The sequence below is a fragment of the Dietzia sp. PP-33 genome, assembly GCF_033790845.1.
Taxonomy (GTDB): Bacteria; Actinomycetota; Actinomycetes; order Mycobacteriales; family Mycobacteriaceae; genus Dietzia.
Map to the genome: position 1 here is coordinate 125,561 of NZ_JAMYEI010000007.1, position 14,665 is coordinate 140,225.

General features: G+C 72.2%; 15 protein-coding genes. 7 read left to right on the plus strand and 8 right to left on the minus strand.

All coding sequences use genetic code 11. The annotated features are described in order from the left end of the window. Positions 1-372 precede the first annotated feature (372 nt). Complete coding sequence (locus NJE57_RS13225; protein WP_319028919.1) at positions 373-2,469, plus strand: N-acetylmuramoyl-L-alanine amidase; 2,097 nt, start codon at positions 373-375, stop codon at positions 2,467-2,469. 336 nt (positions 2,470-2,805) lie between these two features. Here NJE57_RS13225 and NJE57_RS13230 read toward each other — a convergent pair whose 3' ends face one another. Further along, complete coding sequence (locus NJE57_RS13230) at positions 2,806-3,636, minus strand: HAD family hydrolase (RefSeq protein ID WP_319028920.1); 831 nt, start codon at positions 3,634-3,636, stop codon at positions 2,806-2,808. Then, positions 3,633-4,436, minus strand: coding sequence for a lysophospholipid acyltransferase family protein (locus NJE57_RS13235; RefSeq protein ID WP_319028921.1), 804 nt, complete (start codon positions 4,434-4,436; stop codon positions 3,633-3,635). The genes NJE57_RS13230 and NJE57_RS13235 overlap by 4 nt, the downstream gene beginning before the upstream one ends. Positions 4,437-4,496: 60 nt before the next feature. Here NJE57_RS13235 and NJE57_RS13240 point away from each other — a divergent pair, with 60 nt between their 5' ends. Further along, a complete protein-coding gene (locus tag NJE57_RS13240) occupies positions 4,497-5,015 on the plus strand; it encodes a PaaI family thioesterase (RefSeq protein WP_319028922.1) in 519 nt (172 codons plus the stop codon). Between the two features lie 27 nt (positions 5,016-5,042). On the opposite strand, the gene serS is transcribed toward NJE57_RS13240, so the two are convergent. Together serS and NJE57_RS13250 are read right to left on the minus strand one after the other, a co-directional pair. Continuing rightward, positions 5,043-6,305, minus strand: a complete 1,263-nt coding sequence (gene serS, locus NJE57_RS13245; RefSeq protein ID WP_319028923.1) for a serine--tRNA ligase — start codon at positions 6,303-6,305, stop codon at positions 5,043-5,045. Positions 6,306-6,389: 84 nt separating this feature from the next. After that, positions 6,390-6,833 carry an ankyrin repeat domain-containing protein gene (locus NJE57_RS13250; protein ID WP_413464412.1) on the minus strand — a complete coding sequence of 148 codons (444 nt, stop codon included), beginning with the start codon at positions 6,831-6,833 and terminating at the stop codon, positions 6,390-6,392. Positions 6,834-6,942: 109 nt separating this feature from the next. Here NJE57_RS13250 and NJE57_RS13255 point away from each other — a divergent pair, with 109 nt between their 5' ends. Further along, a complete protein-coding gene (locus NJE57_RS13255; RefSeq protein ID WP_319028924.1) occupies positions 6,943-7,992 on the plus strand; it encodes a septum formation family protein in 1,050 nt (349 codons plus the stop codon). Positions 7,993-7,994: 2 nt separating this feature from the next. Next, positions 7,995-8,339 carry a metallopeptidase family protein gene (locus NJE57_RS13260; protein ID WP_413464414.1) on the plus strand — a complete coding sequence of 115 codons (345 nt, stop codon included), beginning with the start codon at positions 7,995-7,997 and terminating at the stop codon, positions 8,337-8,339. Positions 8,340-8,366: 27 nt separating this feature from the next. On the opposite strand, the gene NJE57_RS13265 is transcribed toward NJE57_RS13260, so the two are convergent. The 3 genes from NJE57_RS13265 to NJE57_RS13275 are packed head-to-tail and all read right to left on the minus strand — an operon-like array spanning position 8,367 to position 10,563. Further along, positions 8,367-8,999, minus strand: a complete 633-nt coding sequence (locus tag NJE57_RS13265; RefSeq protein ID WP_319028926.1) for a histidine phosphatase family protein — start codon at positions 8,997-8,999, stop codon at positions 8,367-8,369. Continuing rightward, positions 8,996-10,003, minus strand: a complete 1,008-nt coding sequence (gene pheA / locus NJE57_RS13270; protein WP_319028927.1) for a prephenate dehydratase — start codon at positions 10,001-10,003, stop codon at positions 8,996-8,998. Before pheA ends, NJE57_RS13265 begins: the two co-directional genes overlap by 4 nt. A gap of 20 nt (positions 10,004-10,023) precedes the next feature. Further along, positions 10,024-10,563, minus strand: coding sequence for a hypothetical protein (locus NJE57_RS13275; protein ID WP_319028928.1), 540 nt, complete (start codon positions 10,561-10,563; stop codon positions 10,024-10,026). 42 nt (positions 10,564-10,605) lie between these two features. On the opposite strand from NJE57_RS13275, the gene NJE57_RS13280 reads away from it, so the two are divergent. From NJE57_RS13280 to NJE57_RS13290, 3 genes are all read left to right on the plus strand, one after another. Further along, complete coding sequence (locus NJE57_RS13280) at positions 10,606-11,304, plus strand: hypothetical protein (RefSeq protein ID WP_319028929.1); 699 nt, start codon at positions 10,606-10,608, stop codon at positions 11,302-11,304. A 113-nt stretch (positions 11,305-11,417) separates the two neighbouring features. After that, positions 11,418-12,143 carry a CPBP family intramembrane glutamic endopeptidase gene (locus NJE57_RS13285; protein WP_413464415.1) on the plus strand — a complete coding sequence of 242 codons (726 nt, stop codon included), beginning with the start codon at positions 11,418-11,420 and terminating at the stop codon, positions 12,141-12,143. A gap of 76 nt (positions 12,144-12,219) precedes the next feature. Beyond that, a complete protein-coding gene (locus NJE57_RS13290; RefSeq protein ID WP_319028930.1) occupies positions 12,220-13,632 on the plus strand; it encodes an LCP family protein in 1,413 nt (470 codons plus the stop codon). A 10-nt stretch (positions 13,633-13,642) separates the two neighbouring features. Here the strand turns inward: NJE57_RS13290 and NJE57_RS13295 are convergent, their stop codons facing one another. After that, entirely contained in the window at positions 13,643-14,584 is a 942-nt protein-coding gene (locus NJE57_RS13295) for a hypothetical protein (protein ID WP_319028931.1), read from the minus strand. Positions 14,585-14,665: the final 81 nt, after the last annotated feature.

Below are 14,665 nucleotides of genomic sequence, written 5' to 3' on the forward strand. Positions count from 1 at the left end.
TGCCTTCCCGTAGTCCGTCACTGCTTCTCGCAGGACCACACGCCGGTCGGCGCGGGTCCGGGTCCAAGGGTATCGGGCGGGTGGGGGTAGCGGTCCGGGGCCACACCAGGCGACGACGACGAGGAGGGCCCCTCCGCACCGTGTGCCGCTGCTCAGTTCACCCGTCGGGCCATCTCGTCGTCGTACATCGGTTCGAAACTACATGCTTGTGACCACAAAATTCACTTCTGTATCGCTTGGTTTCACGCGTTTCTTAGCTACCATTGACCACGTTCGTCACATTCGTCCCAGTGGTCGCTCTGCAGTTCGGCCACCGGGGAGAAGTGCCCCGCAGCAGGATCCGCGGGACACAGACCTGATCTGGAGAAGCCCTTGAGCACACGACGCCGCCCCCTGAACGTCAGCGGTCGACGCAGGACCCTCGCCCTCGCGGTGGCGGTCGCGGCGTCCGTCGTCACGCCCCTCGCCGTATACGGGGCGGACCACCTGGTCGAGTCCGGAGACGACATCACCGCCACCGCCGGTAGCGCCGCCCCCACCGGGACGACGGAGGTCTCCCTCGCGGAGGCACCGTCCGCGGCCGGCGTGGACACCGACATCGCGGTGGGCGCATCACCCGTCAAGGAGGTCACCTCCGAGACCCCGTTCTCCATGGTCGGCGTCACGTGGAAGGGCTACAACCCCGAGGCGCTCGCGGCCCTCCGCGCCAAGAACCCTGACGGCTCCTGGGGCCCGTGGTACGAGGCCGAGGCCGTCGACGGCAAGGGCGAGAGCACCACCGGCACCGGCGGCACCGAGCCGGTGTTCCTGGGCGTGGACACCACCACCGTCCAGATCAAGCTCTCCGGCGTCGACCCGTCCGACACCTCGGTGGCCGACGCGCCCGAGGCCACAGAATCCGGCGAGGCGGAGCGGTCCGGGTCCGAGCCCGCCCAGTCCGAGTCTGCCCAGTCCGAGCCTGCCCAGTCCGAGTCGGCGGAGTCCCGGCCCACGGAGTCCGTGCCCGCGGTCACCCCGGCACCGGCGACACCCGCACAGAAGGACGTCGCGGCCACCCGGTCGGCCACTGACGACGCCCCGCCGGTCCCGACGCGCTACGCGGACATCAAGCCGGTCGCCGAGACCACGGACACGGGCGTCGCCGACGTCACCGCCGTGCTGCTCTCCCCCGACGACACCCCGACCCCCGACCCCGAGGCGTTCGGCGACGTCGCGGCGCAGGGAGGGTCCGGCGTGAACGGCGACATCGCCGCCAAGCAGCCGTCGATCATCACCCGCGGCGGCTGGGGTGCCGACGAGTCGATCCGGTGCGGGGGCACGGCCTACGACGACACGCTGGCCGCCGCCACGGTCCACCACACGGCGGGCAGCAACAACTACACCCGTGAGGGTTCGGCGGGCGTCGTGCGGGGCATCTACGTGTACCACGCACGCAACCTGGGCTGGTGCGACGTCGGATACAACGTGATGGTCGACAAGTACGGCCAGGCCTTCGAGGGCCGGCGGGGCGGACTCAACCGCAACGTCCAGGGCGCGCACGCCGGCGGCTTCAACGGCAACACCTTCGGCATCTCGATGATGGGCGACTACTCCACCGTCGCGCCGTCCGACGCCACCGTGCGCAAGATGGGCGAGGTCATCGGCTGGCGCCTCTCGATCGCCGGCGTCGATCCCAAGGGCACCGACACCCACTACTCCGAGGGCACCTCGTACACCAAGTTCCCCATGGGCACCGCGGTCCGGTTGCCCAACATCTTCGCCCACCGCGACGTCGGCACGACCTCGTGCCCCGGTGACGCGGGCTACGCCAAGATGGGGCAGATCCGCGATATCGCCGCCTCCTACGCCAAGAGCGGCGGCGGTACCCCGGCACCGTCCAACCCCACTCCCCCGGCCACCAGCAATCCCGGGACGCCCCCGCGGCCGGGCACGGGCACGGGCAGCTCGACGGCTCCGGGAATCACCCAGGGAAGCGTCCAGGACGCGGTGGCCTCGGCGCTCCGGACGGTCCTGACCGGCGGCCGGTTGGACGCCGCCGAGCTGACCCGGCTCCTGACCGGCGGAAAGACGCTGGCCGACATCCCGTTCGACGCGGGCTCCGTGCGGGACGCGATCGGGGCCGACGCGGGCTCCACCGGGAACCTGTCCGGAGGCGACTTCTCCAGGATCGCCTCGCAACTGTCCGGCCCGCTCGGCAAGGCGCTCTCCGGCCTCCAGCGGTTCGGCGACGTGTCGCTGGTCAAGCACGAGAACGGAGCGCTGTACTCGTCCCCCGACACCGGTACGCACCCGGTGTGGGGCGTGATCGGCGATGCCTGGGCCTCCCAGGGCTTCGAGCACGGCCCGCTCGGGCTGCCGGTCTCGAGCGAGACCGAGCGCGAAGACGGCACCGTCACCCAGCGTTTCGAGGGCGGCACGCTGGTCTTCGACCCGGCCACCACGCAGCTCGCGGTCGAGCCGAACCCCTGATCCCCGGCCGACGGCAGACGTCGGCCGACCAGACCCGCGGACCGGGTCCCACCAGGTGTGCCCGCCATCCTCGTACCGGGGGGGGCGGGCACACCGGGGAAGTGGTGGGGACCGGTCCGCGCGCACCACCGATGGCTCAGCGCATGGCCATCACCCGGCACCACGCGGCACCACGCGGCACCACCCGGACCCCGGCATCCGCTCGCGCGCCTGTACACCTGCACGAGATCCGCCCGCGGGGATGCACTCTCGCCCGCACCGGCGCGCACGCGGGAGTTCATCGCGACGGGCGGATGTGGTCCGATGCCGGGGCCGTGGCGCCCAGAGCCAGGGAGCTCAGGTCCACCAGCGGCGCAGCACGTGCGCCAGGCCCGCCTCGTCGTTGGTGAGCGTGACCTCGTCCGCCACGGCGTGCACCGAGGCGATCGCGTTGCCCATCGCGACGCCGTGGTCCGCCCACCGCAACATCTCGAGATCATTGGGCATGTCGCCGAACGCCACCGTGACGGGGACGGCGGACGGCACGGCCGAGGACGCCGCCGTGGCCGCGGCGAGCCCGGCCAGCGCACTCGCCTTGGTCACCCCGCGCGCCGCGAACTCGATCAACCCGTTGGTGGTGGAGTAGGTGACGTCCGCCAGGTGCTGCACCTCTCCCCGCAGGGCGTCCACCATGTCCGCACTGGGCATACCGGGGACCCGCGCCAGGAGCTTGAGGACGGGGCGGGCGAGCACCTCGGAATGTCCGACCTCCAGGTGTTCCGGCTGGATCCAGGCGTGTTCGTAGTCCGGACTGGCCACGAACTGGTGGTCGGCGGCGTCCGCGCCCAGACGTTCGGCCGCGATCCCGCTGCCCGGCAACCTGTCGCGCAGGACCTCGTCGATCGCGGCCAGCGCCTCCGCCTCCAGTAACCGGCTGCTGAGGAACTCACCGCTGGCGGTATCCATCACCACCGCGCCGTTGGCACATACCGCCAGGGGCGCCACCGGCAGCTGGTCGACCACCTGGGAGAGCCATCGCGGCGGTCGGCCGGTGGCCAGTACGAAGATCGCCCCGTCCGCGACGAGTTCGGCGATGACGGCCCGGTTCGCGTCCGGTACGCGTTCGTTCCGGTCGATCAGCGTGCCGTCGATATCCGTGGCGACCAGGAGCGGCCTCGAACGGGTCACGGAGCGTCCGGGCCCGGCGGTCCCTTCGGGGCGTCCCCGCCCTCCGCCTGCACCCGACGACGCATTCGCTCGGCGTGCTCGGCCTCGTCGAGGGCGGTGGCCTCCTCGAGGGTGGGCGCCGAACCGCCCAGGCGGGCCGGTACCCAGTTGGCACCGGACGGGTACGGGCCGTAGCGCCGGGCGTACTCGTCCTGCAGTCGCTCGAGGGTGGCCTGCATCCGCGAGCGGAGCTCCTCGGTGCACGCCTCCACCGGCTCGTAGGCCCGCATCGGCTCGCCGACCTCCATCATGATCGGCGCCTTGGGCCGGAGCAGCTTCTTGGGCAGACCCTTGGTCCACACCCGCTGGGAGCCCCACAGGGTCACAGTGATGATCGGGACATCCGCGGCCCGCGCCATCCGGACGGCGCCGGACTTGAAGCCCTTGATCTCGAAGCTGCGGCTGATGGTCGCCTCGGGGAACACGCCCACCAGTTCGCCGGCCCTGAGTCGATCGACGGCCTCGTCGAACGACGCCTTGCCGGCGGTGCGGTCGACCGGGATGTGCTTGAGCTCGCGCATGATCGGCCCGGACACCTTGTGGTCGAACACCTCGACCTTGGCCATGTAGCGGATGAACCGCTTGTGGACGCGCGCCGGGATGCCCCCGTAGACGAAGTCGAAGTACCCCGTGTGGTTGATCACCACCACGGCCCCGCCGACCTCGGGGAAGTTGTGCTCCCCCCGGATCGTGATGTCCAGTCCCTGGACCTTGAACAGCGTGCGGGCGAACCCGATGATCCCCGTATAGAGCAACTCCACGGGCACCAGCGTAGCGGCCCACCACGGCCGGTGTGACCGCCTGCCGGTAGGTTCGACCGGGTGGATGACGACGAGCCCTTCGATTCGGTCGACCCCGAGGCGCGCAGTCGCCACTATTCCTGGCCTCCGCTGCCCACCGCCGCCGAACGCAGCCCACACGCGGGGCTGGACGCACTGCGGCGGATCATCGACGGCGAGCGTCACCTCTCCCCCGGGGCACACACGCTCGGCCTGACTCTCTCCTCGGCCGCCGATCGCGTGGTCACGATGACCGCGGAGCCCGCCGAGTGGGCCCTGAACAACGGCGGGACGGTGCACGGCGGGATCGTCTCTGGATGGGTCGACTCCGCGCTCGGCTACGCCACCGCGACCGTCGTCGAGGAGGGCGTGGGCTACAGCACGCTCGACCTGACCGTGCGGTACATCCGCGCACTCCGGCTGGAGCGGACCCCCGCGACGATCCGGGCGGAGGTGGAACACGTGGGCCGGTCGACGTGCGTCGTGCAGGCCACGGTGCTCGACACCGACGGGCGTACCTGTGCCAGCGCGAGCGGTGTGATGATGCTCTTCCGGCCCTGAGCGTCGCGACGGCCCGGTCGCGACGACCTAGCGGGGCGGCTCGAGCACGTCCTTGCCGACGAACGGGCGCAGCGCCTCGGGCACGATCACGGAGCCGTCCGCCTGCTGGTGGTTCTCCAGGATCGCCACGAGCCACCGCGTGGTGGCCAGCGTGCCGTTCAGGGTGGCGGCCGTCTGGGGCCTGCCGCCCTCGTCCCGGTAGCGCACGCCCAGTCGGCGGGCCTGGAAGGTCGTGCAGTTGGACGTGGACGTGAGCTCGCGATACGCGCCCTGGGTGGGGACCCACGCCTCGCAGTCGTACTTCCGGGCGGCCGACGACCCCAGATCGCCACCGGCGATGTCGATCACGCGGAACGGCAGACCCATGGCCTGCAGCATCTCCTTCTCGAAACCCAGCAGGCGCAGGTGCTCGGAGTGGGCCTCCTCCGGCGTGCACCAGGAGAACATCTCGACCTTGTCGAACTGGTGGACCCGGATGATCCCGCGGGTGTCCTTGCCGTGGCTGCCCGCCTCACGGCGGAAGCACGAGGACCACCCGCAGTACCGCTTGGGACCGGCCGAGAGGTCGAGGATCTCGCCCTGGTGGTAGCCGGCCAGCGCCACCTCGGAGGTGCCGACGAGGTACAGGTCGTCGTCCGCCAGCCGGTAGATCTCGTCCGCGTGCGCTCCGAGGAAGCCGGTGCCCTGCATGATCTCCGGACGCACCAGCACCGGCGGGATCATGAGCGTGAAGCCGTTGGCCGTGGCCTTCTGCGCCGCCAGTTGCAGCATTCCCAGCTGGAGGAGGGCGCCGTAGCCGGTGAGGAAGTAGAAGCGCGCGCCCGAGACCTTGGCGCCACGCTCCATGTCCAGCAGCCCCAGGCTCTCGCCCAACTCCAGATGGTCCTTGGGTTCGAAGTCGAAGGTGGGGATCTCCCCGACCCGCTCGATCTCCACGAAGTCGTCCTCGCCGCCGGCGGGTGTCCCCGCCTCGACGACGTTGGAGATCAGCCGCTGGAGTCGGTCGACCTCGGCCGCGGCGGTCTTCTCCGCCTCCTCGGCGTCCTTGACCGCCTGCTTGAGCGCACCTGCCGCCTCGAGCAGCGCGGGGCGGTCCTCGGGCGCGGCCTGACCGACGGTCTTGCCGTGGGCCTTCTGCTCGGCGCGTGCGCCGTCGGCGGCGGAGATCGACGACCGGCGGGCCTCGTCCGCGGTCAGCAACCGGTCGACCAGCGAGGGATCCTCACCGCGGGTGCGTTGGGAGTCGCGGACGAGGTCGGGGTTCTCGCGGAGCAGCTTGAGATCGATCACGGCGACCAGCCTAGCGGCCCGGTCTCAGCGCCCGGATCCGCTCCTGCGCCTCACGCGCCGTCAGGCCTCACGTGCCGTCGGGCCTCAGACGCCGAAGAGTTCGAGAAAGGCGTCCTTCTCGAACATCCGGGCGGTGTCGACCGCCGTGGGCGTGCCGCCGTACGGGTCCGCGCCACCCTCGAACAGCACCCGGACCACCTCGCCGTAACCCTTGAACACCGCACCCGCGAGCGGGGTCTGACCGCGATCGTTGGCGCGGTCGACCTCGGCGCCGCGGGCGAGCAGGGCACGGACGGTGTCGGCGTGCCCGTTGTAGGCGGCCAGCATGAGCAACGCGTCTCCGCGCTCGTTGGTGAGGTCCGGGCTCACGCCGGCGTCCACGTAGGCCGCCAGTCGCTCGGTCTCGCCGTCGCGCGCGAGCTGGAAGAGCATCTGCGCGAACTCGAGAACCTCCGGGTCGACGCCCTCCCGCGGCGTGCGGGTTCCACCGGCCGGGCCGTCCGCCTCGTCTGGGTTCTGTCCGCTCATGCCCTGGATCCTATCGGGGCGGCGAAGTTGCGGCATCATGGTTGCGATGATGACTACCTCCCGTTCACCACACCCGGGTGGGTCTCTACTCCGGACCCGGGGTGCGGTCATGGCCTCACTCGTCGCGATCCTGTCCGGCGGGGCGATCACCGGCGGTCTGATGGCCTCGGCCATGGGTGACCCGAACTCGGCGGCTGCGGAGCGGATCGCGGCGATCGTCCCGCAGGTCGACCCACGGACACTGTCCGGTCCCGCCTACGCCGGCGCCGCGCCGGGAACGTGCCTGACATGGTCGGTGGACGCCGCGGACCGCGTCACGGCGTTCACGACCGTCGACTGCGCGGAGCCCCATCGATTCGAGGTGGCCGGCCGGATCGACCTCTCCGATGTCCCCGGGTTCGGTGAGGGCGCCCCGTTCCCGGACAACTCGGATCTGGCCCCGATCGGCACGAACCGGTGCCTGCCGCTCGTCAGCCGCTACGCGGGGGGCCGGGAGGTCGACCCCGCCGGCCGGTTCACCGGACTCGTCGTCCCCCCGTCCGAGGAGGGCTGGAACAAGGGCGATCACACGGTGCTCTGTGGTGTCGCCGCGGCCGAGCTCGACGGCCGCTCGACAACCTCGACCGGGGTGTTCGCTCAGGCGGACCAGCATCGCCGGTGGGACCCGGGCACGTGCCTGGGATTCACCGAGGAGGGTCTGCCGGGGTCGCCGGTGCCGTGTTCGGCGGACCATTCGATCGAGGTCGTCTCCGACGTCGACGTCACCGGGATCTTCCCGGAGGCGCCCGAGCCGCCGGAGCCGCGGGTGCAGTCCGAACTCACGGCGGAGGCCTGTCTCGCCGCCGGGACCGCCTACCTGGGGGATGCCGAGGCGCTGCGCCGAACCACGCTCATCTCCACGCTCGTGAACCCGATCTCGCGGATCTCCTGGGCCACCGGGAGCCGCACCGTCAACTGCGGGTTGATGAAGGCCGCCGACCCCGGGCCGTTCGCGGTCCTGCGGGGCTCCGCGCGGCAGGGCGTGTTGATCGACGGCAACACGCCTGTGGCGCCCACGACCACGCAGGTCCCACCGCCCGGCGTGGGTCAGGGCAACCCCGGTCCCCCGAGCGATCCGGAGCCCGGGACCGTGTCCGTCCCGATCCCCGGTTCACCGTGAGCATCACGGTCGGGGAGACGCGGTTCGAGTCACTCGTCGACGACGCGCTGGACTCCGTGCCGGACGCGTTGTTCGCGGCGATGGACAACGTGGTGGTGCTCATCGCCGACCGTCATCCGGACGAGCCCGACCTCCTGGGCCTGTACGAGGGGGTGGCTCTGACCGAGCGCGACACCACCTATTCGGGGTTCCTGCCCGACACCATCACGATCTACCGGGGCGCACTCTGTGACTTCTGCTCGACCGAGGAGCAGCTCGTCCACGAGGTGGCGGTGACGGTGATCCACGAGATCGCCCATCACTTCGGGATCGAAGAGGAGACGCTGCACGGGTTGGGCTGGGGCTGAGCGACCCGCCGTTCCCGGGCCCGGTGTCTAGAACTGCGGCCGTCCCAGGTGGTCGCCCCACCGCTCACAGGACCACCCACCACGATCCGGTGCGAGTTCGATGACCCCGCAGTTGGGGATCCGGTTGTCCAGGGCCCACTGGGAGGGGACGGCGCCGGCGAAGACCGCGATCATCCGCATGAGGGTGCCGTGGACCACCAGGACCACGTCGGTGCCGTTGTCGAGATAGCTCTCCCGCAGCTCCGAGACCACCGGCATCGCCCGGTCCCGCACGTCGTGGGCGCTCTCACCCCCGGGCAGGCACGCGGTGAGCTCACCGTCCTCGAGCCAGTCGCGTACGACCCGGTTGTACGCCAGCAGCGCCTCGGCCCCCGTCCTCATCTCGAACTGGCCGGCCTGGACCTCGTACATCCCCGGCACGGCCTGGGTGGACAGTCCCATCGCCTCGGCGATCAGCCCGGCGGTCTCGCGGGCGCGGGCGGCCTCGGAGCACAGGACCACCGAGGGTGAGATCCCCGACCCGGCGAGCTCGTCACCGACCGTCTCCGCCTGCGTGCGACCGAGCTCGGTGAGAGGGGCGCCGGGAAGCGCCGTGTCCAGCGCGCCGGCGACGTTCGACGGGGTCTGCCCGTGCCTGACCAGGTGCAGCCGCGCGCTCATCGCTGGTCGGCTCCGCGCTCGTCGGCACCGCGCTCGTCGGCACCGCGCTCGTCGGCACCGAGCTCGTCCACCCCGCGCTCGTCCACCCCGCGGCGGAGACCGTCGATCCAGTCGAACGCCTCGGAACGGTCCGGGGGTGCGGAACCGGCTCCGGCGCCCTCCCGGACCGGCCACGAGCCGAGGAAGCGCAGGCTGTCGGTCCGGTGGTGCAGAGCTGCCAGCGCCTCGGCGACCGCCGGGTCGTCGAGGTGGCCGACCAGATCCACGTGGAAGAGGTAGGTGAACCGCTCCACCCGGGTGGGCCGGGACCCGATCCGGGTGAGGTCGATGCCCCGGATCGACAGTTCGGTCAGCGCCTGGACCAGGGCATTGGGCTCGTGCGGCAGCCCGAAGACCACGCAGGTGCGGTCGTGGCCCGTGCGCTCGGGCGGCGGCCCCGGGCGACCCACGAGGACGAACCGGGTCCGGGCCCCGCCCACGTCGGCGACATTTTCCGCCAGCGGGACGAGACCGTTGATCTCCCCGGCCCGGGCGGGCGCGGCGGTGGCGTCGGCGTTCCCGGCCGCCACCTCCTCCGCCCCGGCCGCGGTGGAGGAGGTGGTCTCGATGAGCGCCTGCGGCAGGTGCACGCCGACCCAGCGGTGCACCTGTGCGGCGGCCACCGGGTGGGTCCGCAGCACCCGCACGTCGGTGGACGCGGTGCCGGGACGCACGAGGATCGAGAAGGCCACGTCGAGTTCCGTCTCGGCGAAGATCTGCAGGCGGTCCCCCACGGCGAGCGCGTCACCGGTGGGATTGACGGTCCCGTCCACGGAGTTCTCGAACGGCACGCAGGCGTAGTCCGCGGCGCCCGTCCTGACCAGGGTCAGCGCCTCGTCCGGGGTGCCGGCAGGGACGGCCTCGGCCCCCGCGAGCCGGCCGGCGGTCCGCTCGTCCGACCGGAAACGGTGGAGGGCGGCGTCGGTGAAGGTTCCGGGCGGACCCAGGTAGGCAACGGTGACCACGACGACAAGAGTAGCCAGCGTCAGGGGCGCCCGGCGGACGCGAGGTCCGCCGAGACCTCTTCCACGGCGTCGGCGGGCACCAGGGCGCACGTCACCACGTCACGGATCGCCTCCCGCGCGGACCGCGACAGCGCGACGAGGGCGGCCGCGTCGGGGTCGGCGAGAGCAGCGCGGACGTCGCCGCCCGTCATGGCTGCCACCGCGCCCGCGAGCAGTGCCCAGACCTGCCCGGCGTCGACGCACCGGGGGACCAGGCCCGATCCGAACCCGACACCGGAGTGGGCGGCCACCGCCAGCAGGTCGACCAGACGGTCGGCGGCGGGCCCCGGACCGGCCAGTCCCGGCGCCACGTCCACCACCGCCGCGGTACCGGCGGCCAACACCTCGGCCACGGCGTCGGGGCCGGGCAGTCCGAATGCGGGTTCCGGCGAGACCTCGACGGGTTCCGGGGCGGACCACCGGGACAGCGTCGCGGCGAGTCCGGAACCGGCCACCACGAGGTCCTCGAGGAGGTCGGGGCGGGAGGGGCCGCGGCTGAGCAGTTCGAGCGAGACCGTCATGACCACAGGTCTACACCGAGGGCGTTGCTACTCTCTCCCCCGATGGGTTCCGACGACTCCCCCGCCCCCGACTCCAGCTCCGCGGCCGACCACACCTCCGCCCCGGTCGACGCTGCCGACGCCTCCCACCTGACACCGGAGGAGAAGCGCGGCCCGCGCACGATCCACGTGGCGCTGGCGCTGCTGGCCGCGCTCCTGCTCGTGGCGGTGGCGACGGATCCCGAGTCGGTGTTGCCCCGGGACTCGACACTGCACGGTGCACATCACCTGGACGAGGAGTCGGGCCTGGAGATCGCCGTGCCGGTCGGGTGGCAGGTCATCGGTCAGCCGGAGATCGGCAGCGTCCAGATGGCACCCGTCGGGTCCGGGCACGCCCTGGACACGCGGATCCTCGCCGGAGTGCTCGAACCCGGGATCGCCGCCGCGGCGATCACCGACGACCAGGGGTCCGCCACGGCACTGGCGGAGACCATCCAGCTCTACCTGATGGGCGTCACGGGAACCCGCGACGAACTGCGGGTCTCCGACGTCAGCAACGAGGCGGGAAGCGGGGCGTCGGTCTCGTACGTCCTGGTCCCCGACGATTCCGAGGACGCCGACGCCGGCGGACTGGTCTACGCCGCGGTGTTCGGATCCGAGGGGCGCCGCTGGTGGGTCGCGTACCTGACCACGGCCCAGCAGTCGACCCCCGGCACCCGCTGGATGGACCGGATCGTCAGCGACATCCGGCTCGCCGAGTGACCGACCGGGCGGGGCGGGCGAGCCGGGTGCGCCGGGCGCTCTCGCCGCGGGAGGCGTTCCGCGGTTACGTCTGCGCGTTCGACCCGGTCACCGATCCGCGCACCCGCCGGCTGATGGTGGCCGAGCTCGTCGTCGTCCTCCTGGTGACCTTCGGCCTGTCCGGCCTCTACTCGGTCCTCGACCTGGTCTCCGCACTACTCGCCCCGGAACCACTGGCGGGCCAGACCGCGACTCTCAACTCCTCGCGGTCCACCCACGAGTGGCTCGACGCGGGCTACCAGCTCCTCGGGGTACTGCGGCTGGCCGCGTGGGCGCTGTTGCCCCTCGTCCTGCTCGCGCACACGGGGATCGGACCGAGGGCGGTGGGGCTCGTCCGCGAGCGCGCCGGGCGTCAGGTCATGTGGGGGATCGCACTGACCGCCGTCATCGGGATCCCCGGCCTCGCGTTCTACCTCGGTGCGGTGGCGGCGGGATTCAACCTGCAGGTGGCGGCGTCCGGGCTCTCGGAGACCTGGTGGCGTCCGGTCGTGCTGGTCCTGGCCGCGGCGGGCAACGGTGCCGCCGAGGAGATCCTGGTCGTGGGTTATCTGCTCGTTCGCCTGCGCCAACTCGGCGTCCCCCCGGCACTCGCGCTGGTGGGAACGGCGCTGCTGAGGGGGTCGTATCACCTCTACCAGGGCGTCGGTGGCGGGCTGGGGAACCTCGCGATGGGGGTCGTGTTCGCCCTCTGGTGGATGCGGACCCGTCGGCTGTGGCCGCTCGTCCTGGCACACACCCTCCTGGACGTGTTCGCGTTCGTGGGCTACTCCGTGCTCTCACCACACGTGTCCTGGCTCTGACCGCCGGCGTGACACGGCCCACCGCGGCGCGGTGCGAGACGCCGACCCGACACCTGGCCAAGTAGAGTCCGATCCCATGACCGACGACCCCAGGCGCCGGCACCTCACCCCCGAGGAGTCCGCCGAGCTCCGGCGCCGCGCGCGTGAGCGTCGCGGCTACGCCGACCCGGGTGCATCACGTGGCGCGGCGCCGCGCCGGGAGCCGGGCCGTGACCCCCGCCGTGACCCCCGTGGCGCGGCGGACCCGCGTCGTGCGGCCGGTCGCGAGCCGCGCCGGCCGACCGAGCCCGGGCGCGGGAGAACCGCGGCTCACGGCGGCTACCAACCCCGACAGGAGCCCGAGCCGCTCCCCCGCGACCCCCGTCGTGACCCGAACCGTGACCCCGCCCGGGCGTCCCGGCAACGGACGGGCGCACGCGATCCCTACCGCCAGCCCGTCGACCCGCGTGACCCACGGGCGGCCCGGCGGTCGCCGCGAGGCGGGTACACCGCGCCACCACGGGGTCGACGCCCCCGCAGGGCACCCGGCAGCCGCCGGATCGGCCCCGCGAAGATCCTCGGCCTGGTGCTGGTCGCGATCCTCACGCTGGGAGTGGTGAGCCTGCTGTGGGCGGACTCCAAGTTGCAGCGCATCGACGCACTCACCGACTACCCCGGACGGGGCGGCAACACCCCTGGCACCGTCACACTGCTGGTGGGGACGGACTCCCGCGAGGGGCTCACCCCGGAGCAGCAGGCCCAGCTGTCCACCGGGTCGGAATCCGATGCCGGCGGCAGGCGCACGGACACCATGATGCTGGTCTACACGCCACGGGGCGGTGGCCGCACCATGCTCATCTCGCTGCCGCGCGACCTGTTGGTCGACATCCCCGACTACGGGCAGAACAAGCTCAACGCCGCCTACACCTTCGGTGGCCCGGCGCTGTTGACCCGCACGCTCGAGGAGCAGACCGGGGTGCGGATCGACCACTACGCGGAGATCGGCTTCGGTGGCTTCGCCGGGATCGTCGACGCCGTCGGTGGTGTGGACATCTGCGTCGAGGAACCGATCAACGACCCGCTGGCCGGACTCGACCTGGCCGCCGGGTGTCAGACCCTCGCGGGGCCACAGGCGCTGGGGTTCGTCCGCACCCGCTACGGCTTCGCCGAACAGGACCTCCAGCGGGTCCGCAACCAACGGCAGTTCCTCGGCTCGCTCATGCGCGAGACCATGTCCCCGGGGAACCTTCTCAACCCGTTCACCGCGGTGTCACTGGTCGACGCCGCCTCCGAGGCCGTCACGGTGGACACCGGCGACCACATCTGGAACCTCGCCTCGGTGATGTGGAAGCTCCGGGGAGACCCGCTCACCGTGACCGCCCCCTACGACGGCATGGCCTCCGGCACCGTCGGCTCCTACCTCGTGTGGGGCCCGAGCACCACCGAGTTCTTCGACGCGGTCGCCTCCGGCCGCACCCCGCCGCAGGACTACCTCGACCCCGGCCCCTGAGCCGGCGGGATCATCCCGCGGGCGTGATCGAGACGATGCCCCAGGTGCCGTCGGGGTTCTCCGCGACCCGGACGCGCTGACGCATCACGACCGGCTCGGCGTCCGGTGGCAACTCGGTGAGGCTCACCTCGAGCAGCGTGGGCGACAGCTCCCGCGCGTCCACGCAGTGGGCGGTCCCCTCGGGCACCAGGTCCACGCCGTCGGTCCGCAGCCGCTCCTCCGTCATCCGGCTGGAGGGCGAGACCGCCCGGAACGCCCTCGCCGCGGACCTCTCGACGTAGTAGGCGTGGTCGAAGGCCAACACCGTCTCCAACGGGGTCTCCAGTGAACCGGGCCCGTCACCCACCACGTGGCCGGGTTCGGAGACCGCCGCGCAGTCCGCAGCCTGCTCGTCCGACGGGGTGAGGGCTCCCCTGGTGATCGCGAACCCGAGCACCGCGGACCCCACCACCACCGCGACCCCGGCCCCGGCCATCAGTGCCACCGCACGGACCCGACCGTCGCCGGTCGCGGGTTCGTCGGAACCGCGGTCCGTGATCGCGGACCGTGCGGGACCCGGCGACCCGGAGCCGAGGGTCAGCGTGGACAGATCCCCCGTCTGTCGCCCGCTCCCGCCCGGGGCGGGTGCCACGGGTGCCCCGGATCCACCGTGTCGGCCTGATCCACGGGGTGCTCGCGGCTGCTCGGCCCGTTTCTCGTCCCGCCCTGTCGTTTCCAGCCTGATGCGGTTGGGCGCGCCGGGGAGGTGGGGACCGGCCTCCGTCGATGGCCCCTGGACCCCGGCCCCGGGCCGCTCCCGGTCCACGCCACCCTGCCCGTGGGCGGACTCATCGGCCGCGGACCGGGCGGGAACGGACTGCCCCGGGGTGGGCCCGGTACGCAACCACGGTGGGACGGTCACCTCAGGTGGTGCCGCCTCGTCGTCGTCGCCCCTTCCAGGCTGGTCGGCCACGCAGGCCACACCCCCTCCGCCACACTCCCCGACTCGGCGACCCGGTGGTCACCCGAGGGGATACTAGAGGCTCCCGGGGCT